Origin of the sequence: Heyndrickxia coagulans 36D1 (assembly GCF_000169195.2) — a bacterium.
GTDB lineage: Bacteria > Bacillota > Bacilli > Bacillales > Bacillaceae_C > Weizmannia > Weizmannia faecalis.
This window is the reverse complement of record NC_016023.1, coordinates 3,018,269-3,039,298: the sequence shown is the minus strand read 5'-3', so window position 1 is coordinate 3,039,298 and position 21,030 is coordinate 3,018,269. Positions and strand designations below refer to the sequence as shown.

Annotated in this window: 24 protein-coding genes; 9 read left to right on the top strand and 15 right to left on the bottom strand. The window is 48.6% G+C overall.

Features of this window, described 5'->3' with window-relative positions; all coding sequences use genetic code 11:
• Window positions 1-45: 45 nt before the first annotated feature.
• The gene (locus BCOA_RS31705) at window positions 46-288 is read left to right on the top strand and encodes a DUF2626 domain-containing protein (protein ID WP_014098019.1); all 243 of its coding nucleotides are present in this window, start codon (window positions 46-48) and stop codon (window positions 286-288) included.
• Window positions 289-356: 68 nt separating this feature from the next.
• Here BCOA_RS31705 and BCOA_RS31700 read toward each other — a convergent pair whose 3' ends face one another.
• Window positions 357-986: an MBL fold metallo-hydrolase gene (locus BCOA_RS31700; RefSeq protein ID WP_014098018.1), complete on the bottom strand. Its 630-nt coding sequence runs from the start codon at window positions 984-986 to the stop codon at window positions 357-359.
• Window positions 987-1,115: 129 nt separating this feature from the next.
• On the opposite strand from BCOA_RS31700, the gene BCOA_RS34855 reads away from it, so the two are divergent.
• The gene (locus BCOA_RS34855) at window positions 1,116-1,289 is read left to right on the top strand and encodes a DUF2759 domain-containing protein (RefSeq protein ID WP_014098017.1); all 174 of its coding nucleotides are present in this window, start codon (window positions 1,116-1,118) and stop codon (window positions 1,287-1,289) included.
• Between the two features lie 304 nt (window positions 1,290-1,593).
• Here BCOA_RS34855 and BCOA_RS31690 read toward each other — a convergent pair whose 3' ends face one another.
• From BCOA_RS31690 to rpmG, 5 genes are all read right to left on the bottom strand, one after another.
• Window positions 1,594-2,562 (bottom strand): ROK family glucokinase, encoded by a 969-nt coding sequence (locus tag BCOA_RS31690; RefSeq protein ID WP_014098016.1) that lies wholly within the window; start codon window positions 2,560-2,562, stop codon window positions 1,594-1,596.
• Window positions 2,555-2,776, bottom strand: a complete 222-nt coding sequence (locus BCOA_RS31685) for a YqgQ family protein (RefSeq protein ID WP_013859652.1) — start codon at window positions 2,774-2,776, stop codon at window positions 2,555-2,557. Before BCOA_RS31685 ends, BCOA_RS31690 begins: the two co-directional genes overlap by 8 nt.
• Window positions 2,777-3,057: 281 nt before the next feature.
• Window positions 3,058-4,212, bottom strand: a complete 1,155-nt coding sequence (locus tag BCOA_RS31680) for a rhomboid family intramembrane serine protease (protein WP_041818155.1) — start codon at window positions 4,210-4,212, stop codon at window positions 3,058-3,060.
• A 105-nt stretch (window positions 4,213-4,317) separates the two neighbouring features.
• The gene (locus BCOA_RS35415; RefSeq protein WP_014098014.1) at window positions 4,318-4,494 is read right to left on the bottom strand and encodes a hypothetical protein; all 177 of its coding nucleotides are present in this window, start codon (window positions 4,492-4,494) and stop codon (window positions 4,318-4,320) included.
• A 219-nt stretch (window positions 4,495-4,713) separates the two neighbouring features.
• Window positions 4,714-4,863, bottom strand: coding sequence for a 50S ribosomal protein L33 (rpmG, locus tag BCOA_RS31675; protein WP_014098013.1), 150 nt, complete (start codon window positions 4,861-4,863; stop codon window positions 4,714-4,716).
• Window positions 4,864-5,136: 273 nt separating this feature from the next.
• Here rpmG and BCOA_RS31670 point away from each other — a divergent pair, with 273 nt between their 5' ends.
• Window positions 5,137-5,493, top strand: a complete 357-nt coding sequence (locus BCOA_RS31670; RefSeq protein WP_014098012.1) for a hypothetical protein — start codon at window positions 5,137-5,139, stop codon at window positions 5,491-5,493.
• Window positions 5,494-5,539: 46 nt separating this feature from the next.
• Here the strand turns inward: BCOA_RS31670 and BCOA_RS31665 are convergent, their stop codons facing one another.
• The 3 genes from BCOA_RS31665 to sodA all read right to left on the bottom strand — a co-directional run bounded on the left by BCOA_RS31665 (window position 5,540) and on the right by sodA (window position 9,771).
• On the bottom strand, window positions 5,540-7,723 hold the full coding sequence (locus BCOA_RS31665; RefSeq protein ID WP_014098011.1) for a peptidoglycan D,D-transpeptidase FtsI family protein: 2,184 nt from the start codon (window positions 7,721-7,723) through the stop codon (window positions 5,540-5,542).
• Between the two features lie 102 nt (window positions 7,724-7,825).
• Complete coding sequence (locus BCOA_RS31660; RefSeq protein WP_014098010.1) at window positions 7,826-9,040, bottom strand: MFS transporter; 1,215 nt, start codon at window positions 9,038-9,040, stop codon at window positions 7,826-7,828.
• Window positions 9,041-9,162: 122 nt separating this feature from the next.
• On the bottom strand, window positions 9,163-9,771 hold the full coding sequence (sodA, locus tag BCOA_RS31655; protein WP_014098009.1) for a superoxide dismutase SodA: 609 nt from the start codon (window positions 9,769-9,771) through the stop codon (window positions 9,163-9,165).
• A gap of 182 nt (window positions 9,772-9,953) precedes the next feature.
• Here sodA and BCOA_RS31650 point away from each other — a divergent pair, with 182 nt between their 5' ends.
• From BCOA_RS31650 to BCOA_RS31640, 3 genes are all read left to right on the top strand, one after another.
• Complete coding sequence (locus BCOA_RS31650) at window positions 9,954-10,286, top strand: hypothetical protein (RefSeq protein WP_014098008.1); 333 nt, start codon at window positions 9,954-9,956, stop codon at window positions 10,284-10,286.
• 107 nt (window positions 10,287-10,393) lie between these two features.
• The gene (ispG, locus tag BCOA_RS31645) at window positions 10,394-11,494 is read left to right on the top strand and encodes a flavodoxin-dependent (E)-4-hydroxy-3-methylbut-2-enyl-diphosphate synthase (protein WP_128890997.1); all 1,101 of its coding nucleotides are present in this window, start codon (window positions 10,394-10,396) and stop codon (window positions 11,492-11,494) included.
• 123 nt (window positions 11,495-11,617) lie between these two features.
• Window positions 11,618-12,211: a 5' nucleotidase, NT5C type gene (locus tag BCOA_RS31640; protein WP_014098006.1), complete on the top strand. Its 594-nt coding sequence runs from the start codon at window positions 11,618-11,620 to the stop codon at window positions 12,209-12,211.
• A gap of 237 nt (window positions 12,212-12,448) precedes the next feature.
• Here BCOA_RS31640 and BCOA_RS31635 read toward each other — a convergent pair whose 3' ends face one another.
• Genes BCOA_RS31635 through BCOA_RS31625 form a run of 3 tightly spaced genes read right to left on the bottom strand, consistent with a single transcriptional unit; the run spans window position 12,449 to window position 14,513 of the window.
• On the bottom strand, window positions 12,449-12,880 hold the full coding sequence (locus tag BCOA_RS31635) for a Fur family transcriptional regulator (protein WP_014098005.1): 432 nt from the start codon (window positions 12,878-12,880) through the stop codon (window positions 12,449-12,451).
• A 2-nt stretch (window positions 12,881-12,882) separates the two neighbouring features.
• A complete protein-coding gene (locus BCOA_RS31630; RefSeq protein WP_014098004.1) occupies window positions 12,883-13,740 on the bottom strand; it encodes a metal ABC transporter permease in 858 nt (285 codons plus the stop codon).
• Between the two features lie 14 nt (window positions 13,741-13,754).
• A complete protein-coding gene (locus tag BCOA_RS31625) occupies window positions 13,755-14,513 on the bottom strand; it encodes a metal ABC transporter ATP-binding protein (protein WP_014098003.1) in 759 nt (252 codons plus the stop codon).
• 208 nt (window positions 14,514-14,721) lie between these two features.
• On the opposite strand from BCOA_RS31625, the gene BCOA_RS31620 reads away from it, so the two are divergent.
• On the top strand, window positions 14,722-14,976 hold the full coding sequence (locus BCOA_RS31620; protein ID WP_014098002.1) for a DUF2624 domain-containing protein: 255 nt from the start codon (window positions 14,722-14,724) through the stop codon (window positions 14,974-14,976).
• A gap of 41 nt (window positions 14,977-15,017) precedes the next feature.
• Here the strand turns inward: BCOA_RS31620 and BCOA_RS31615 are convergent, their stop codons facing one another.
• From BCOA_RS31615 to BCOA_RS31605, 3 genes are all read right to left on the bottom strand, one after another.
• Window positions 15,018-16,388, bottom strand: a complete 1,371-nt coding sequence (locus BCOA_RS31615; RefSeq protein WP_014098001.1) for a C40 family peptidase — start codon at window positions 16,386-16,388, stop codon at window positions 15,018-15,020.
• Between the two features lie 263 nt (window positions 16,389-16,651).
• Window positions 16,652-17,551: a deoxyribonuclease IV gene (locus BCOA_RS31610; protein ID WP_014098000.1), complete on the bottom strand. Its 900-nt coding sequence runs from the start codon at window positions 17,549-17,551 to the stop codon at window positions 16,652-16,654.
• 15 nt (window positions 17,552-17,566) lie between these two features.
• Window positions 17,567-18,877, bottom strand: a complete 1,311-nt coding sequence (locus BCOA_RS31605) for a DEAD/DEAH box helicase (protein WP_014097999.1) — start codon at window positions 18,875-18,877, stop codon at window positions 17,567-17,569.
• A 211-nt stretch (window positions 18,878-19,088) separates the two neighbouring features.
• Here BCOA_RS31605 and vrrA point away from each other — a divergent pair, with 211 nt between their 5' ends.
• Both vrrA and BCOA_RS31595 read left to right on the top strand, forming a co-directional pair.
• Window positions 19,089-19,727: a VrrA/YqfQ family protein gene (vrrA, locus tag BCOA_RS31600; RefSeq protein WP_017550547.1), complete on the top strand. Its 639-nt coding sequence runs from the start codon at window positions 19,089-19,091 to the stop codon at window positions 19,725-19,727.
• Window positions 19,728-20,017: 290 nt separating this feature from the next.
• Window positions 20,018-20,983, top strand: a complete 966-nt coding sequence (locus BCOA_RS31595) for a 4-hydroxy-3-methylbut-2-enyl diphosphate reductase (protein WP_014097996.1) — start codon at window positions 20,018-20,020, stop codon at window positions 20,981-20,983.
• Window positions 20,984-21,030: the final 47 nt, after the last annotated feature.

The following is a 21,030-nucleotide window of genomic DNA, read 5'->3' as shown; positions in this document are numbered from 1 at the left end:
CTTTATAATAAAACTTGATGGACATAAAAAGAAGGGGTGGTTCATTTGGATCGTATGTACCGCGTACTGGGTTTCTGGACTGGTGTAATGGCCGTCATGTTTTTTCTCGGCGGCATGAAAGAAACCGCTTTATTGTTTCTGGCCCAGACCGGTTTCTTTGTGCTTGTCAGCTACTTGAAACTGTCCGAACGCATGTATATGTACATCTTTGGGGCATATTTAACGATTTTCTTCGCCGGCTTTACGTACTACACCACGTTTATACTCACACCCGGCTTCGGCGAATAACCTGTTCCTCTTAAAATCTGCTTGCTTTTTTCTTGCACTAAAAAAACCGGCAGCGCATGCCGGTTTTTTTATCCCTCCAAAAACGGGTTGGAGTCTTTTTCCGCCCCGATCGTTGTCTGCGGCCCGTGTCCCGGGAGCACGATCGTGTCCGGATGCAAAACCAATAATTTTGTATGAATGCTTTCCAGCAAAACGCCGTGATTCCCACCCGGTAGATCAGTCCGTCCGATGCTGCCGGAAAAAAGGGCGTCCCCTGAAAAAACAATGTTGTGTTCAGGCAGCCAGTACGAAACACTGCCCGGTGAATGGCCCGGTGTTTCCAGCACGTGAAGCGAAAAAGCGCCGATTTTCAATATGTCTTCCCCGGTGATCAGCTTTTCCGCCCCGCGCGCGCTGATTTCTCCCATCCCGAAAAAATAGGACCCGTTTTGCCCGGGATCCCCAAGCCACATCTCTTCCTTTTGATGGACATAGGCCGGGATCTTGTACGCATCCCGCACTGCATCAAGAGCACCAATATGGTCAAAATGGGCATGCGTTAAAAGCACCGCGTGCGGTTTCAACCCATTTTCCCCGATAAAAGCATGAAGTCTGTGAAATTCAGCGCCGGGGTCAAAAATCAAACAGTCTTTTTCGTCATTCCACAGGATATAGCAATTCGTCTGAATGGGCCCGACCGGCAATTGTTTCCATTTCATTCGTATCCCTCCTGTCCTATTGTATCATGTTTTCATCCGCAAAAAATGCCTGTTCATTTACTCGACAAATCACCAGACTGGTTGTAAAATAAAGATAATTGAATGCCTTTTCATTATAAGGGGGATGTCATGGGTACAGTCATTATTTTCAGTCTCGTCTCCATTCTGTCACTGATTGGTTTCATTACTGCGGCCAAAAACAAAAATATCCTCGGATTTATTTTCGGTATCATTTCTTTTGCCCTTTTCGGCTGGTTTGCCATCATGACCGTCATCCATTCGGGCTACCCGACCTTTACTTAATGCTTAAAAAAGCGGCGCCATGCCGCTTTTTTGCATCTTTGCATCACCAAAAACCGAAGCAAGTTCCCGTAATTCAATTTGTCTTAAAGCTTAGTGCGCGCTAGCACACAAGTTTGCAACAGGCTGCCCGTCTCTAGATGATTCAGTCCAAAAAAACCATTTCTTTTTCTCTGCAGCATAAAGACTTGCGCAAAACGGCCATACCGCCCTTGTAGTACGGAGGCTGGAAAAAAACTCCTCTTTTCAGATATCGCTGTTTCTCGTATGGCAAAATCAGCGCGTATCATGAAAGAGGGAGCTTTCCTTATATTTTATTTAACGCCAACCACGCTGCCCCGAGCACGCCAGCATCGTTTCCCAATGTGGCAAGTTCCAGTTTTGTCGATTTGCCGACCGTGTTGAACGCGTATTTCAAAAAATAAGCGCGCACTGGGTTTAAGAGCGTTTCGCCTGCTTTTGACACCCCGCCCCCTAACACGATTTTTTCCGGATTTAACGTATTTGCCACACTTGCCAGCGCAAGCCCGAGGTATTTTGCCGTTTCGTCCACAATTTCACAGGAAAGGGCATCGCCCGCTTTCGCAAAATCAAACACATCTTTAGCGGTTACCGAGCCGCTTTGGGCATACAAATCTTTTAACGGAGACGCGCTGCTAAATGCAGCCAGTTTCGCCATGGCTGTCCTGACCACGCCTGTTGCAGAAGCGACCGTTTCAAGGCAGCCGGTTTTCCCGCAGTTACACTTTGCCCCGCCTTCCGGAATAACGGTAATATGGCCAATTTCGCCTGCCGCCCCTTTTACACCGTGGACGATGTCGCCGCCTGTAATGATGCCGCCGCCGACACCGGTGCCAAGCGTAACGAAGACCATTTCCCCGGAACCTTTCCCGGCACCCTTCCACATTTCACCGAGTGCCGCAACGTTTGCATCATTATCGATCACCACTTTTAACCCCGTCCATTTTTGCAATGTCCCGGCAGCCGGATAATGCTGTGCCCAGCCGATATTGACGGTTTCATAGATCACGCCGGCTTCCATATCAACCGGTCCCGGTACGCCGAGGCCGATCCCTGTGATATCTTTTTTCTCCCGCTTTACCCGGGCCAATTCGTCCTCAATCGATTTTGCGATATTCGGAAGGATCGCTTCCCCCTGGTTAGCCGTCACAGTCGGGATCTCCCATCTGTGTAAAATATCGCCTGCTTCATTCACAAATGCCAGTTTTGTGGTGGTGCCCCCCAAATCAATGCCAATGATCCATTTCTCAGCCATTTCGCTCACCCTCAATTTTTTTCTCTTTTTCCAACCGTTTTTCCTGCCTGATGATCAACAGGGCGGTTTCGTATTCGCGGTTTTCCAGCACCCTTGCCTGGTACAATTGTCTCAGTTCCAATTCCATCAGCTCGAGATCGGCAAGCCGGTCCCCGATATAGACAATAATGCCGAATTTTTTCAAAAGCTGCTGCACATCATAAAGCGTTCTCATTTCGACCCAGCTTTCGTTTGATAAAAATCTGTTCCAAAGAAAAGTATAATCGATTGTGCAGCTTCTAACAAGCATCAAATTGCGGCAATTTGCCGGATCATTTGGCCGCTCGGCATGGAAGTGCGCTGTGAAACCATGCCCGGAGCATTTTTTGAAGAATGGCCGTGACAACCCGCGGTCTCAAAGAGGGAATTTTTTATCCCGGCAGAATTCGTCCCCCGAAAGGCCCGCGCTTGCACGCCAAAGAAGCGGGCCGGAACCGAAACGGGGGGCATACTTTATTAGACGCTGCGCAGGCCCATATAAACGAGGAAAGCAGCAAGAAGAAGAGCCGGAAGCTGTACACCGATGCGCTTCCGTTTCGGAAAGTGGACGATGCATGCTGCGAGAAAACCGCCGAAAAGCCCGCCAAGATGCCCGAAATTGTCAATGCCGGAAACGGAGAAGCCGAAAACGAGATTTATGATGATGAGCGTAATGACACTCGATCCCATTGTCCGGAAAAAAAGATCGCGATAAGCCGTCCCGATGTAAAGCAATGCGCCAAACAAGCCAAAAATCGCACCGCTTGCGCCGGCGGAAAGGCTTGGCGAAAACAGAAAGCTGGCCAGGCAGCCTGTAAACCCGGCGAACAAATAAATCAGGGCAAAACGCCCCTTGCCGTAAATCCGTTCGACAAGCGGTCCGATATAGTATAGAGAGAGCGAATTCATAAATAGGTGCATGAACCCGATGTGAATAAAAACCGGCGTAATCAGCCGCCAATATTGCCCTTCCATAATCAATGGGTTGTACTTGGCGCCGAAACGGATCAGGTTTTGCGTATTCTGTGTCCCGCCCGTAAGCGACATAACAATAAACACAGCAATCTGTAAGGCCAGAAACACGTATGTAAAAAACGGCCTGCCCGCATCAAACAGCTGCCGTTCCTCCTCTTCCCGGCGCGCCTCGGCTGCAAACACCATCCGCTGTAAGGCATAGGCATCCCCGCCCATGGTTTCGGGTGCAATCGCAAGCCGGCCTTCCGTGAACGGGCGCAGCTTATTGATCCCGGAATCAGGATTCTCCCCTTCAATCAATACGCTGCGGAGTTCCGTTTTTCCGCCATTAATATGCATCGGTTCATCCAAATAAATGTCATAATCGTCAACCGGCGCATACGCACTCACATAAATATTGAGTACGCGCGGAGCAAGCCGCCTTATTTGTTTGCATAAATCTTCAGCCTGTGCGCAACAATCACGAATGTCGCGGTACAACCAGTTGCCCCAGTCGATGTCATACCGCAAAAGACGCACAAGCGGCAAATCCTTCTTTTTTGGATTGACTAGCCACATTTCATCTCGGTTTTCACTCAAAAGCATGATCCGGTACTCATTTTCCACGACAAAATGGCGGCTGATTGCCCAAAACAAAACATCTGCCCTGCTGTTCACGATTTCCCCTGCCTTTTTCCATCCATTTTATCCTAACTATATCGAAAAAAAGAGCGGAGTGTAAAGCGTTTGGCCTTTTACACTTACACCCGCCCTTTTTCGCCGTTATTGAAAAACCTGGCCCATGACGCGTGACCGCAATCCTGGAATCCGCATTGCTGCCGTGACCGCCAATTTTCTCGCAGGGCCGTACCCCAATACAGTGTTTAATACCCGGTAACGGTTCCGGTAAGCTGCTGAAAACAGAAGCAGTACCGCCATCCACTTCAGCCATCTGTTCATGGCGATTCCTCCCCCCAAAAAATTTTCCGCCACTCATTTTTATTTTTCCTGCCGGGAGAAAAATTATCCGCTATATAAAATGAGCGAAACTTCGCTACTTTGTTGCCGGCTGCAAAAAGAAATCTGTGCAAATGGATGACCTTGTTTCAGTGTAAAATATACGTTCATTTTATATGGAAGTCCCGGCAAAAGAAAAAACAGCAGGAAAACGCCTGCTGTTTACTTTGTTTCGCGATGTACGGTTGCACGTTTGTCCCGCGGGCAATACTTTTTCAATTCAATTCGGTCCGGGGTCGTACGTTTATTTTTCGTTGTAATATAGTTACGCTCACCGCATTCCGTGCAAGCCAGTGTAATGTTTACACGCATGTTTCATCCCTCCATCTTTCTCAATCGATCGTGCATACGACTTATCTATCATAGCATTTTTCACAGACGATTGCCAGTATGTTTTTTCGAGCAAAACCGTTCTTCCCGCCGGCTGCCGGAATATGTGAAATTTTCACTTGAATGGGGGCAAGTCCGCCGCTCCCCCTTTTCTTGCACGATTTCGCCCCCTCTTGCCAGAAAGGCGGTACACTTCACCGGAAAATCGTGATATAACTAACAATAGTACTTTGCAATGAAAAAGGAGAGAAATGGATGGTTATGACGCTGATGGTGTTACTGGCGCTTTCTGTGGTATTGTTTCTTATTTCGTTTTTCCGCCAGGACCGCGTGCATCTGGTAGAACAAGAACTGGAAGATTTGTCTTTAAAATTTTTCCAGGAAACGTACCAGATCAAAAAAAGATTACAGACGCTCGAAGAAGAATTCATGGTTCCCGGAGCCGACCCGCTTCTTCCAGATTCGTCCGGCGAAAGGGTGCCGGTGAATGAAATTGTAAAAAACCAGGTGCTCGCTTTGTTCCGGCAGGGCCTTTCATTTGAACAGATTGCAAGGCAGTCCGCCCTCCCTGTAAACGAGGTGAAACGCATCATTACGGGTGCCATGGAATAGAAAACGGATAGCGGGAAACCCCGTTATCCGTTTTTGATCACAGCCATCAGTTCGAACCGCTTGCCTCGTCTGCATTTTCGACTGTTGGTTCGGCCGTGTTGGCAGCATGGCTTTCTTCTTTTTTCTTCAGGTTAAAATAAGCTTTAAACACACGGTTCGCAATCTTTAAATTTGTGTGCGGGTCGGAAGCGCCTCCCATGTAAGACCATGGCACAACAACCGAAATGGCAATTTCCGGGTGATTGTAAGGCGCGTAACCGACAAAGGTGGAATTCCATGCATCTGACCAAATGGAAGGATGTGCCCTTCCGGCCGCATCGTATTTTTCCACCAGTTCACCGCCATAAACCGCCTGTGCCGTCCCGGTTTTCCCTGCCACTTTCAGACTGGAATCAATCCGCCCGTAAGCTGTTCCGTGGGGAACGTTCACCACGTTATAAAAACCTTGTTTGACGCGGTTGATGTATGACTCCTTCATATCCACACGGTTTAAGACCGTCGTGCCGATTTCTTTTTCAACAGGCCCGAGTGTCTTGCCGTCCGGGCTCGGTTCACGGATTTCCTTCGCAATATGCGGCTGCACGCGATAACCGCCGTTTGCAATCGTGGAAACATACTGGCAGAGCTGAAGCGCAGTATACGTGTCAAACTGCCCGATCCCAAAGTCGAGCACGTTCCCGCTGTTCGGCGGGACTTCCGTTTGATAGCCGCCGACTTCACCCGGAAGGTCGATACCGGTTTTAACACCTAGCCCGAATTGGGCAAAATATTTGCGCAATGTCCGGATCGTTTTCATTTTGTCAATATTAAGCGAGCCATTCGGTACATAATTGTGCTGCCCGCCGATCGCCATCACCGTCCGGAACATATATACGTTCGATGAAACCTGCAGGGCCTTTAAGTCGTTAATCGCACCAAAACCAGACGTCACCCACGATTTTTTCACAGGGGTGCTGGCGAAATGGAGCGGCTGGTCGACAAATACACTCCCGGGCGAAATGGCCCCGGTCTGATACCCGGTCAAAACAGTCGCACCTTTCACTGCAGAACCCGAAGGATAAGCAGTTGTCATATTCCCGAGCGCAAAGTCCTTGATTTTCGCAGACCCGTTTTTTGTGACCACCTGTTTGCCGGCCATTGTCAGCACTTCGCCGGTATTCGGGTTCATAACGGTGACAAAGGCACGGTCAACAAGCGGATTGCTTGCGCGGGCCGCTTTGATTTCATCGGTAATAATTTTCTCAACTTCTCTTTGCAGGTCAATGTCAACAGACAAAACAAGGTCGCTGCCCGGCTTCCCTTTGCTGATTACTTTTGAAGAGATGACATTTCCTTTTTTATCCTGCTTCGCTTCTACTTTTTCTTTTTCGCCGTTTAAGACATCTTCATACTGCTGTTCAATGTAACTTTTCCCGACGCGGTCATTGCGGCTGTATCCGCGGGCCGTGTAGTACTGTTCCTTATCGGCAGGCAAACCTTCTTTTTCGGTTGTCACATCACCGAGGATTGACCCTAAAACCGAATCGTTGCTGTTCGCCTCTTTGAACACATAGTTTCGCTCCCAGTCGGTTGTAATATCCACGCCCGGCAGCGCTGAAAGATTCTCGCTCACAGTCGCATACTCTTTATTCGTTACGTCCGTGTTTTTGATAATTTGCGGGGACAGCACATAGCCGGCCGACATTTTGCTGTAGATCGCGAGCACATTGAGATCATCCCGCGACAGTGAATCCAGATCCTGTTTCGTAATCCGATTCAGCTGCAACTTGTATATTTTGTCGCTGTCGTTGTCGAGCTTTGCCTGTTCCGCTTTGGGAACGAGTTGTTTTGCCGCTTTCGGATGGGTTAGGATCCAAAAGTCTTTTTTATCCCGGTCCGTCAGCCGTTTCACATCAGCATCCGGCACTTTGATGATTTCCCCGAGTTTCCTTGCCACTTTCAGCATTTTCCCGCTATCATCCGCCTGGGTTCTCGTATATGTGATCGCCTTCAGCGCTTTATTGCCCACAATCACTTTATAGTTCCGGTCAAGAATTCTTCCTCTTGGAACAGAAGTATGGATCGTCTTGTCTTCCGTCTGTTCAAGTTCTTTTTTGTAATCCTGGCCGTAGACAATCTGCACGATGCCCAGACGCACGACTAAGACCGAAAAAAGCACAAAAACAGCAAAGAACAGCATATTCATTCTAAATGGAATATGCGACCGCTTTTTTCGCTTCTTTTTCTTCAACCTTTTTCTGCTCCTCCCTTCGCCATCGGCTATACATTCCATTTTAGCGAAAAAGTGCGGACATGGCTATAAAAAATACCGCCATTTTTGGAAACGGCAGCCCTACATATTCCCAATCCGGATATTCCTTGTAAAAAGCGAAATGCATAAATGCCCTGCCCCAATCACAAGCATCAGCACGCGGATGCTTACCTGGCTGTTGAAAAAAGTGACAGCCGCAATGAAAAGCAAAATCGAAACGACTCTGCCGGCATTGGTAAATATTTCAAGCACGACAACATACTCAATCCGTGCTTCCGCTGCTTTCCATGCCCTGCCGATCACATCGTATGTCATCGAATTATATGGGACAAGCAGAAGCGGGTAAGCAATCGCAATCGTTGCGGCATAAAGCAGCATTCTCGGATAGGTGACTTCAAAAATAAACAAAAACACGGCCGCATACAGAAGCAGCCCGCCCAAAAAAATGGAGCGCTGGCGGTGCTTGATTTTAATATAACGGGCAACGAGCGTGTACCCGAGAAACTGCAGGCAGGAATTGATCAGCCCGAACGTGCCGAGAGAAAGCTCGCTCCCCGTGGAAAGGAACACAAAAACGGAAATCATAAACACAAACGTGCCATCCCTTAAACCTTGGACAAAATGGGCGCTTGTAATCCGTTTCCAATTCGGGTTGCGATGCCGTTCCTTTACGATTTGCTTAAACAAATAACGGCCGTGTGCAGGTCGTGGTGCAATAAAAAAACTGAGGACGACGGCAAGAGCAAACAGGATGAGGGAGAGCGCAAAAACGACAGTATAACCGCTTTTCCCGATCGCTGAAATGATCAGCCCGGCGGCAAACGGTCCGGCCATGCCGCCGATGGAACCGAATGCCCCCATAAAGCCGTTAAAAAAATCCCTCGTCTCGGGCTCCGTAATTTCAAACGTCAGCACGTTATAGGCGAGCCAATAAAAGCCATAGCCGATCCCGAGCAGCCCGCCAAGCAAAACGATAAAATCGCCGGCATGCCCCCGCGAAAACAGCACGCTTAAATAAAACAGTGCCAAAAAGGCAACCCCGATCCTGAACACCATGACCCTGTCCACTTTTTTCGCCCATCTTCCCGCGATGATAAAAGTAAGCGGCTGCAGGATAACAACCGATAAATTATATACCGCCAGATCTATGTACTTCCCTGTCTGCTTCCATAAATATATGTTAACGAAAGAATTGGACAGCGAAACGCTTAGAGAATAAAGCCCGCCGATCGCAAGTAGCAGCAGCAGATCTTTTGACAGTTCTATATCTCCGAACCATTTTTGCACACGTTTCATAAATCAAAACTCCCCCCATTCCCCTATATTGTTTTGAAAAACGGGGGCGTTTATGCACGAGCGCATGCAAAAAGGGCGTGCACGCAAATGGCGCGGCACGCCCTTTTTTAAATGGATCGCGATTATTTCGCTGCTTCGTACAGTTTTTCCACTTCGTCCCAGTTCACGACATTCCAGAATGCAGAAATGTATTCCGGACGGCGGTTTTGGTATTTCAAGTAGTAAGCATGTTCCCAAACATCAAGGCCAAGAATTGGTTTTTTGCCTTCGGAAAGCGGGTTGTCTTGGTTCGGGGTGCTTGTAATTTCAAGCTCGCCATTATTGACAACAAGCCATGCCCAGCCGGAACCGAAACGACCCGCTGCAGCCGCTGCAAATTGTTCTTTGAATTTTTCAAAGCTGCCGAATTTGCTGTTGATCGCGTCAAGCAGTGCGCCTTTCGGTTCGCCACCGCCATTTGGCGAAAGCAACGTCCAGAACAACGAGTGGTTGGCATGTCCCCCGCCATTGTTGCGAACCGCTGTACGGATTTCTTCCGGAACCGCATTCAAATCCGAAATTAAGTCCTCAACGGATTTGGAAGCAAGGTCGTCATGGCCTTCCAACGCTTTGTTCAAATTGGTGACATAAGTATTATGGTGCTTCGTATGGTGGATGTTCATCGTTTCCTTGTCAATATAAGGCTCCAGGGCATCATACGCATACGGCAATTGCGGTAAAGTGTACGTCATATCTTTATTCCTCCTTTATGTAGTGTTTTGAACCGAAAAGATTCAAAGATTTGTCATATTTAATGTACCAAAACCGATTGATAAATGGCAAATTTTTCGCCTGCATTTTTGAGAATCATCCCGGGTTCTAATTACAGCATACCGGCATATACTGGTAGCACTCATAAAAGGAGGGAATGTCCATGTTGAAAAAAATATTTGCGCTCTTTATCGTTGCCCTTATCTCTTACAGCATCTACTACGATCTCCACGCAGGCACAATCCCGACGAATGCTAAAGAAACAACCGAAAAAAACGTTGCCATACAACCTGAAACAACCCACGGTCCGTATGTCACAGCCAAGGTCCATTCCGGTGACACGGTGCTTACGATTGTCAAAAAAATATCAGGCGGGACGGCGCCTTCGATTGAAAAAGTGATCCGCGATTTCAGCAAACTAAACGGCGGAATTGCACCGGAAGACATCCAAATTGGACAAACGTACCGGTTTCCCATTTACGGCGAATCCCGGTAAAAACCGGAGTATGTCTTGTCAATCGGGGCAGTAAATTGGTAAAATGTAAGTTGGTAAAATGTTTATGGACTGATAGATCATTAAAGGAGCGAATATCCTTGGGTGAGATCATACACCGTACAAAAACGCGCCCTGTCAAGGTAGGTAACTTGACGATCGGGGGCAGCAATGAATTATTCATTCAAAGTATGACGACGACGAAAACACATGATGTCGATGCAACTGTCCGCCAGATTGAGCGGCTTGAAGAAGCAGGCTGCCAGATCGTGCGCGTTGCCGTCCCGGATGAACGGGCGGCAAGGGCTATTCCCGACATAAAAAAAAGAATCCATATCCCGCTTGTCGCGGATATCCACTTTGATTACCGGCTTGCGTTAATCGCAATTGAAGGCGGCGTCGATAAAATCCGGATTAACCCGGGTAATATCGGCAAGCGCGAAAAAGTCGAAGCGGTCGTGAAAGCGGCAAAAGAGCGCGGCATTCCGATCCGGATCGGCGTCAATGCTGGAAGCCTTGAAAAACCAATTTTGCAAAAATACGGATACCCGACAGCAGACGGCATGGTCGAAAGCGCCCTGCACCATATCCGGATTCTGGAAGACCTGGATTTTCACGACATTATCGTTTCGATGAAAGCCTCGGATGTCCGCCTTGCCATCGAAGCGTACGAGAAAGCGGCCCGGACATTTGACTACCCGCTCCATCTCGGTATTACTGAATCCGGGACGCTGTTTTCCGGCACCATCAAAAGTGCCGCCGGGATTGGGACGCTTTTAAATATGGGAATCGGCAACACGCTCCGCATTTCTTTAAGCGCCGACCCGGTGGAAGAAGTGAAAGTCGCGCGTGAACTGCTGAAAATATTCGGGCTTTCCTCCAATGCCCCGACGCTCGTTTCATGCCCGACTTGCGGCCGGATTGCGATCGATTTAATCAGCATTGCAAACGAAGTCGAAGAATATTTACAGACCATAAAAGCGCCGATTAAAGTTTCCGTCCTCGGCTGCGCCGTTAACGGCCCCGGTGAAGCAAGAGAAGCGGATATTGGGATCGCCGGTGCACGCGGGGAAGGCCTCCTGTTCCGCAAAGGGAAAATCATACGGAAAGTGCCGGAAGATAAAATGGTAGAAGAATTGAAAAAAGAAATCGACATGCTTGCCGAAGCGTATTACCAAAAACAGGCCGCGCAAAACGTGAACCCCGTCTGACCGAAACACCGGCGTAAAACAAGCCGGTGTTTCTTCATGCGCGGCAACTTTTATCTTCCAGGCCTGGCCCGGACAACAGGCGGCACGACCGCTTCACATTCAAAACGGAAAAGGAGGCGCACCATGGTGAAAAAATACCGTTTCGGCATTGACATTGACGGGACTGTGACAGATCCTGAAACGCTTATTCCGTTCATTAACGATGCCTTTCACATTGACCTGAAATATGAAGACTTAACGAAGTATGAGATCACAGATGTCGTCGATATTCCTGCCGGGACATTTGCCGACTGGTTTATCCGCTCGGAGCCTGTGATCTATGCAAAATCCCCGGTTGCAAAAGGGGCAAAAGAAGTGTTAAACAAATGGGCAGACCGGTTTGAGCTGTATTTTATCAGCGCACGCGCATCCTATCTCCTTGATGTGACCAAAAACTGGTTTACAAAACAACAGCTGAAATACCATCATATCGAGCTGATCGGCACGCATCACAAAGTGGAAACCGCAAAAAAGTACAACGTTGATTTGTTTTTGGAAGACAAACATGACAATGCGGCCGCCATTGCGCAAACGCTCGGCATCCCCGTCCTTCTGTTTGACACCCCATACAACCGGGATCCCGTCCCGGACAATGTATACCGGGTGAAAAATTGGAAAGAAGCGGATGACTGGGTCAGACGCTGGATCACCCAGTCCAGCCGCTCCGCACGCGATTAAGGGCTTATCCGGGTTTCTGTAAGGGACAGGCTGGGTTGCGGATAGCTTTTTGCGGTGACCCGCATGCCTGCGCCCGGGTTATTTTTCCCGGAAGGCGTCTTGAAAAATATCCAAAATCATAAAATGAACTTCAGTTTTTCGCGCCAACATCTACTACGATCAGGATCGATATGGATTCTGGCAACACATTCGTTCAACTTATATAGCAAAAACAAACCCTGCCGGAAGCAGGGTTTGTTAAATATTTTGCCGCGTTTCATCTGCCATGCATTCCGGGCACGTGCCGTAAATTTCAAACTTATGGCCGGAAATGGCATACCCTTCCAAACCGCTCACCATTGGCATCGGGCAATCCGGGATTTCTTTCGTCTTCCCGCACGCCAGGCAAATAAAATGGTGATGGTGGTGGTTTGTCGAGCATTTGAAACGGAAATGCTTTTCACCGGACAGCTCTGTCACTTCCAGTATGCCAAGTTCAGCAAAAAGCGATAAATTCCTGTAGATCGTATCAAAACTGAGGCCCGGATACGCATCTTTCATCCATTCGAGCACGTCTTTTGCCGTCAAATACTTATTGCTCTCCGAAAACAAATCGAGCATTTTTTCCCTTTTTCCTGTATGCTTATAGCCGTTTTCCTTCAAGATTTCAATTGCCTCATCCAAAAGCATGTTCACACCTTCTTTTTGTTCAAACCGGCACCGGGCCGGAATCGTTTCATATAAACCGCCAAAAGCAAAATGACGATGGAAATCACCACAATTGTACCACCGGGCGGCAAATTCAGATAAAATGCCGTAACCAGCCCGCCCAAAACGGAAATTTCGCCAAAAAGAACGGAAAACAAAATGGTCTGTTTAAATCCCCGGCTGATGCGGATGCTGGCCGCTACCGGGAGCGTAATCAGCGCGGATACAAGCATAATCCCCACGATCCGCATCGCAGCCGAAATCACAAGCGCAATCAGCACCATAAACAGCAAATGGATCGTTTTCGCAGGAATACCGGACACTTTTGCATATTCTTCATCAAAAGAAAGCAGGAAAAGTTCCTTATACAGCAAAAGGATCACAGCCGCCACAATGACGGCAATCCCCAGAATGAGCCAAAGATCAGCCTGGCTTACCGCGCTTACGCTGCCGAACAGGTAATTCATCAAATCTACATTATACCCTCCGGCCACAGAAATAAAGATCAGCCCGATGCCAATCCCGCCCGACATGATAATCGGAATCGCAAGTTCTTCATAATGCCGGTAAACCCCGCGCAACCGCTCGATCAGCACGGATCCGAGCACGGAAAAGCCGGTGCCAATATAAAGCGGGTTCAACCCGGCAAGAATAGAAAGCTTGCTGCTTAAAAACAGGCTGATCGCAATCCCGGACAATGTGACATGGCTGAGCGCATCCGCAATCAGCGACAAACGGCGTACGACAATAAAACTACCGATCAAAGGGGCAATCAGGCCGATTAAAATGCCGGCCAAAAATGTATTTTGTAAAAAATGATAATGAAAAAGTGCAGCAATCATTCGGTTTCTCCTTCTCACCCATGTTCATGCGCCAGCAACCGGACATCGTGGGCATACCAGGATGAACGTTTTTCTTCATCCAACTGCTGAAACGCGTGGATGTCGCCATGGAAATATAAATGCTGGTTCAAGCATGCAACATGCGTCACTTTGTCGGAAACGGCGCCGATATCATGTGTGACAAGAATCAGGGTAATGCCCCATTCCCTGTTCAGCTGCTCCAGCATTTCGTAAAAAGACCGGACATGGCGCTGGTCCACACCAACTGTCGGCTCATCCAGCATCAAAATCTCCGGCTTGCTGACAATGGCCCGCGCGATAAACACACGCTGCTGCTGGCCGCCACTTAGCTCGCCAATATTTTGATGGGCGTACGCCTCCATCCCGACTGAGCGGATCGCTTCCATTGCTTCTTTTCTGGCGCCGGGGCCAAGGAAACGGAACAGGCCGGTTTTTTTCACCAGGCCGCTTTCGACCACTTCTAAAACGGTCGCAGGATAACCAGTATTAAATGCATTGGCTTTTTGCGAGACAAAACCGATCCGGCTCCAGTCTTTAAAGCGGCTGAGCGGCGTGCCGAAAAGGCGGATTTCCCCTTCCTGCGGTTTTAACAGCCCGAGCATGAGCTTTAGCAGGGTTGATTTTCCGGAACCGTTCGGGCCAATGATGCCGAGAAACGCTCCCTTTGGTATGTTTAAATCGATCTGTTCCAGCACATTCTGCCGGTCATAACGGAAAGAGAGGCCAGAAACTTCTACAACATATTCTTCCATACGCAAACTCCTCAATCAGAATCATTCCGATTTAAACATTATACCTTCTTTCCGAAAGATTGTAAAGCGCGGAGGGGTTCACGTGGAAATGCCGGTAATTGCCGCCTTCTTATCGCTTTTCTTCCTCCGCGGCAATATCCCCTTCCATAAGCATCTGAAACATTTCTTCCCGGCCCGCATATACATGAAGCGGGGAGAGTGATGGATATTGAAACTGATTCAAAATATGGTCAATTATAAGGTGAATATCATTACCGGCGCGGAACTTTTTAAATACGCGCGGCAGTTTAACGTGAAAATCAGCCGCGAAGATGCGGAAAAAATCGCGGATTATGTGCGGGGAAAACAGTTGGACATCTTTGATGACGAGGCCCGCAGCAAAGCACTGAAAGACATTGCAAAAATTACAAGCCCGCTCACCGCAAAAGAAATCAACCGGGTGTTTGTCTTATTGGCAAAATAGAAAAAGAACCGGCCGGAAAAAGCTTTTCGGCCGGTTCTTCCTTATTTCACTACGCGCCTGACAACGCCATTAAAGCACTGTTTCCAGTAACCGCTGCTCATGGTGTCGATGGAAACGCCATCTGAACTATTGCAATCGAGAAATTTGCCGCCGCCCAGGTAAATGCCCACATGGCCGTTGTACTTATAAGTATTGAAAAAGACCAGGTCTCCCCGTTTCATATGCGAAGCACTGACCGCTTGCCCAAGCCCTGCAAGCGTATCCGTATTCGCACCGGAGCCACCCAGGTTCACGCCTGCCTGTGCGTAGGCCCAATGAACAAATGAGGAGCAGTCAAAAAGCCCGTTTGCAATGTCGCTTTTCGTTCTTCCGCCGCCCATTTTATAGGAAGTGTGCCCGATTAAAGCTGAACCGGCGCTGATCGCTTTTTCAACCGTTCCGGAACCGTTGTTTGAAGCGCTGCCGTCATCAGAAAAGGAAGGTACGCGCGCCACATGTTTTGCGCGGGATCCGGACTTTGTCTTTTCCTTCTGTGTATGTGCCGCAGTTTCTCCATTTGAATCGTCTCTTCCGGTGCTCGTGCCGGTAGAGGCGGAATCATCCTGCTTCGATTCCTGAGGCGCGGAAGATTTTGCAGCAGTAGCAGATGGTGCGGTCTCGGTCTCTTTGCTTTCCAGTTCAGCGAGCGCTGCTTTTTCCTGCGCGTTTAAGGAAGCTTCCTTGTCTTTCAGCTTCGCCAATTCAGCTGCAGCAGCTTGTTTTTGCTCCTTCAGCGCCGCTTCTAAGCTTTTCTGGTCCGCAAGCTGGTATTTGTTTGCTTCTTTCAACTCCTCAAGCTCAGCTAAATCCGACTGCACTTTCTGAAGCTTCTTTTCCACTTCAGCTTTTGCTGTATTTAATGTTTTGTTGTCTTTTTCCTGCGCTTTTAAAATGGCGCGGTCTGCTTGGACAAACGTTGTTAACGCTTGCGCTCGGCTGACAAAATCGCTCAGGCTGCTGGATTCAAGCAGCACATTCAGATAACTATCCGCTCCGCCTTTTTGTTGAATGTCACGCGCACGCCGGGCAAGCACGTTGTTGCGCTCTTCTATTCTTTTTTGCGTTTCTTTCATTTTTTCATTTAACGATGCGACCTCGTCTTTCGTCTCTGACACTTCTTGCGTTTTTTCACTGATTTTCTGATTGGTTTGGCGGATCTTAGCCGAAATTTTTTCCATATCCGACTGAAGCTGCTTCGCGTTTTCTGCGATCTTCGCAATCTCGTTTTGCTTGCCGGAAATGCTTTCCTTAACGGCCGACTCCTCGTTTTGAATGCTCTTGACAGCGGTTTCTGCATTTGCTTTGCTAAGCGGGACGAAAGCGCTGCCTGCGATCACTGCAGCAGCGGTTAACGACAAAAACTTCCTATTCACCTTAACGCCTCCATTGCTATGTATCGGCTTTTTCTCATTATGTGTAGATTCCGTTCTATTAATCTATTGATATTTCTGATTATAGCATTGATGGTTTGATAAATAGATTACAGTTATATTTCATTTTGCAAATGGAGGTTTATTTTTAAAAAATCCCGGCCAAACGAAAACCACTGAAACTGTCCAGATGCAAAAAACGATGAGACACTAAGAATGTAGTGTCTCACCGTTTTGTTTCAGCGGCTTTAAAACCTGACCGGGATTCAAGCGGGCTGCTCCACAATTTTGGCCAGCAGATTTTCGTCAAATTTCCTGTTTCTAAGCATGGCAATTTCGTATTTGTACGGCGGCTTGCGGTTCTTTTTGTCTTCGCCGACATAAGGGGTTTCCAAAATTTTCGGGATGTCAGAAAGCGCCGGGTGATGCACGATATAGTCAAGGGCTTCAAATCCGATATGGCCAAACCCGATATTCTCATGCCGGTCTTTGTGCGAGCCGGCTTCATTTTTGCTGTCATTGACATGCAATACTTTCAGGCGGCCAATGCCGATGATCCGGTCAAATTCATCCAGCACTTCATCAAACCGGTTTTTCACATCATAGCCGGCATCATGGGTATGGCAAGTATCAAAGCAAACGGAAAGCTTGTCATTGTATTTGACGCCGTCTATAATTTCCGCCAGTTCCTCAAACGTCCTGCCGCATTCGGATCCTTTGCCGGCCATCGTTTCAAGCGCAATCTGGACGGTTTGCTCCGGAACAAGCACCTCATTCAGCCCTTCAATGATTTTCTTGATCGCTTTTTCCGGCCCTGCACCAACATGGGCGCCCGGGTGCAAAACGATCTGCTTCGCTCCGATCGCCTCCGTCCGCTCAATTTCCGACCGCAAAAAACGGACACCGAGTTCAAATGTCGCAGGATTTGTTGTGTTGCCGATATTGATGATATACGGCGCATGGACGACAATCTCCTCTATGCCATGTTCTTTCATATGGGCAAGGCCGGCTTCAATGTTCAAGTCCTCAATTTTCTTCCGCCTTGTATTTTGCGGTGCGCCCGTATAAATCATGAATGTGTTGGCGCCGTATGAAACCGCCTCTTCACTTGACGCAAGCAGCATTTTTTTGCCGCTCATCGAGACATGTGAACCAATTTTAAGCATGCTGTTTCTCCCCTTTTATTTCCGTTTTTGCAATTTCCTTTGCCGTTTTTTCAGCATTTCGATCTGCCGTTCCATTTTCTTTTTGTAGCCCGGCTTCACTTTTTTCGGCCTGCCGATTGCCTTTCTCGCCGCAGTCTCCGTTTGATCCGCCTTTTTTACCCGCTTTTTGCGGCGGTTCCGATCGCCCAGTTCCACCCATTCGCCGCGGCGCACATCGCGGTAGAGAAATGCAATCCCCATTTTCTCAAGCTGGGTGAGGGCAAACTCATCGGAAGGTTCGTAAATGGTCGCGCATATGCCCGACAGATCGGCGCGGGCCGTTCTGCCGGCGCGATGGACGTAAAACGTTAAATCTTTTGGCAGCTCGTAGTTTACAACATGGCTGACCCCTTCGATATCAATCCCGCGCGCGGCCAAATCAGTGGCAATGATGTACCGGTATTCCAGGTTTTTGATTTGTTTCATCGTTTTCGCCCGTTCCCGCGGCGAGAGGTCTCCGTGGATGCGGGCCGTTTTCATCCCTTTTGCTGAGAGCCCTGCTGCAATTTCATCCACCATCGCTTTTGTGTTTGCAAATACAATCGCCAAGTACGGGTTAAACGCCTCGAGGACATCATGCAACACGTCCATTTTCTCCCGCGCGCGTTTTGGGATCAAAATATGTTCAATTTTTTTCGCTGCGATTTGGCGCGGCGCTACCTGCTCGAATTTCGGATTTTCCATGTACTTTTTTAAAAACGGCTTTAATTTTTCGGGAATGGTTGCCGAAAACACGAGCATTTGCAGTTTTTCAGACATCCTCCCCGCGATTTGGTCGACATCCACGATAAAGCCCATATCGAGCATAATATCCGCTTCATCGACAACAAACGTTTTCGCTGTATGGACAAATAACGCCTGTTCTTTCACAAGATCATTTACCCTGCCCGGTGTGCCAACTACAATTTGCGGTTGTTTTTTCAGTTTGCTGATATCCCGCTGCTTGTCCGTCCCGCCGATAAATAGTTTAGCGGTAAGACGGCCTGTTTCTTCCCATTTTAAAATTTCCTGGATTTCATGGTATATCTGTGCCGCCAGTTCCCGCGTCGGGGCCGTAATCACCGCCTGGACTTCCGCAAGAGACGGGTCTGCTTTTTGCAAAAGCGGCAACACATAAGCATGTGTTTTCCCCGTTCCCGTCTGCGACTGTCCGATAGCGCTTTCCCCCCGCAAAACAAGCGGAATCATTTTTCGCTGTATTTCCGTCGGTTCGGCAAAGCCTTTATGTTCGATCGCTTTTTCGATAAATGATTTAAAACCGAAATCTTCCCATTTTGTTCCGTTCATGTTTCCACTCCTTCTCTCATGCAGCAGAACGTCTTGTTATTATAATCGACATCCGCGAAAAATGCCAATTTCCGCATGCCCCCGTATGCAAATGGAAATTTTTGTGCCGTTTACAGGCAGAAAGAAACTTTTTTTGCATGCCAGACGTTTCCGTTTGGCCTGCATATTGTAATATTGAACGAAAAATCCAAACAGAAAGGGGGTCAAATGGATGCCGCCAAGAAATATGTCGCCCTTTTTCGGCCGGCAAAGTCCGTCCCCGTTCGGCGGAATGCAGCGAAATCCGTTTGCCGGGAACCGCCTGGGCGGGCCGGGCATGCCCGGGCAATTCAGAGCCGGAGGGCAAATGCCGGGATTTCCGGGTAGAGCAGGCGCAACTGCAGGACGGGGCGGAGGACTTTTATCCAGACTGTTCCAAAGGGGCGGACAAAGCGCAGCCGCCAACCCGGCAGCTGCCTTCCAGCGGGGTGCCGCCGGGGGAGGCGGATCGCTTTTCAAATCCATCGCAAATCCTTCTTCGATCAGTTCGTTTTTAAACAATACACAAAATGTCTTAAAAACCGCGCAGCAGGTCGGCCCGATGATCCAGCAGATTCAGCAGGTCGGCCCGCTCGTCAAAAATCTGCCAGCGATGTGGAAACTGTACCGCGGCCTGAAAAATGCCCCGAATGAGGATGAGCAGGATGAGCAGGAAAATCGCGAATTAAGCAGCAAAGACAAAAAACCTGCGCCAGCAAAAGAGAAAAAAAGCAACCGGCAAGCGGAGCGTCCCGCATCTCAAGCCGCAGAAAGCAAAAATGACGAAAAACGCCCGGAAAAAGGAGTCTCCGTGCCGAAATTGTTTATTTAAGGCGCCAAAACCGTTTGTACCCGTGTGCAGACGGTTTTTTCTGTGGCCGGGAACCATTCGGTATCTGGCGCACCAAAAGTTTGCACCCGCGTATAGACGGTTCGTTCTATTAAAAGCTGGCATTAGCCTCTGCTTTTCCATCCTTCCGGGAGCGCGCCATATTTCGGGCACGGCCGGCTGTGCAAAAACCCGTTTTGTATTCTTTGCCGCATTCCGATATAATACAAATGTAATAGACTCATTTCCCAGCCCGGATGCCGGTGTTCCGGCACCCTGTTAGGAGGATCGCGATGGAAGTGCTGAAAATTTCCCCCCGGGGTTACTGCTACGGCGTTGTTGACGCAATGGTCATTGCCCGCAACGCCGCAATGGATAAAACTTTGCCGCGTCCCATCTATATTCTTGGCATGATCGTCCACAACCAGCATGTGACTGATGCCTTTAAAGAAGACGGGATCCTTACGCTCGACGGCAAAAACCGCAAAGAAATTCTCGAAAAGGTGGAGAAAGGCACCGTTATTTTTACCGCGCACGGCGTCTCCCCCGAAGTGCGCGAACTTGCCCGGAAAAAAGGCTTGACGGCCATTGATGCCACATGCCCGGATGTAACGAAAACCCATGATTTAATCCGTGAAAAAGAAAAAGAAGGCTATGATGTGATTTATATCGGTAAAAAAGGCCATCCGGAACCCGAGGGGGCAGCCGGTGTCGCACCTGCGATTGTCCATCTCGTCGAAACGGAAGCAGACGTTAAAGCCCTCGATATCCGCAATGATAAAATCATTGTAACAAACCAGACGACGATGAGCCAATGGGACGTGGCGGATTTAATGGAACTTATCCAAAAGAAATATCCGCATGCAGAAACGTACAATGAAATTTGCCATGCGACGCAAATTCGCCAGGAAGCCGTTGCCAGGCAGGCCGGGGAGGCTGATTTGCTGCTTGTAGTCGGCGACCCGCGCAGCAACAATTCAAACCGCCTCGCCCAAGTATCAGAAGAAATTGCCGGCACGAAAGCATACCGGATTGCCGATGTCGAAGAAATTGAGCTGGCGTGGCTTGAAGGTGTACAAAAAGTTGCCGTAACGGCAGGGGCATCAACACCGACGCCGATCGTACGTGAAGTCATAGCATTTCTTGAAAAATTTGACCCGGAAGACGAATCAACCTGGGAACGAAAGCGGAACGTACCGTTAACCAAAATTTTGCCGAAAGTGAAAGCGCCGCACCGTTCTTCCGGCCAAAAAGCTTGAAACCTGGTTGAAACGCTTCCGGCCGGAATGGAATATAAGCAAAAGGG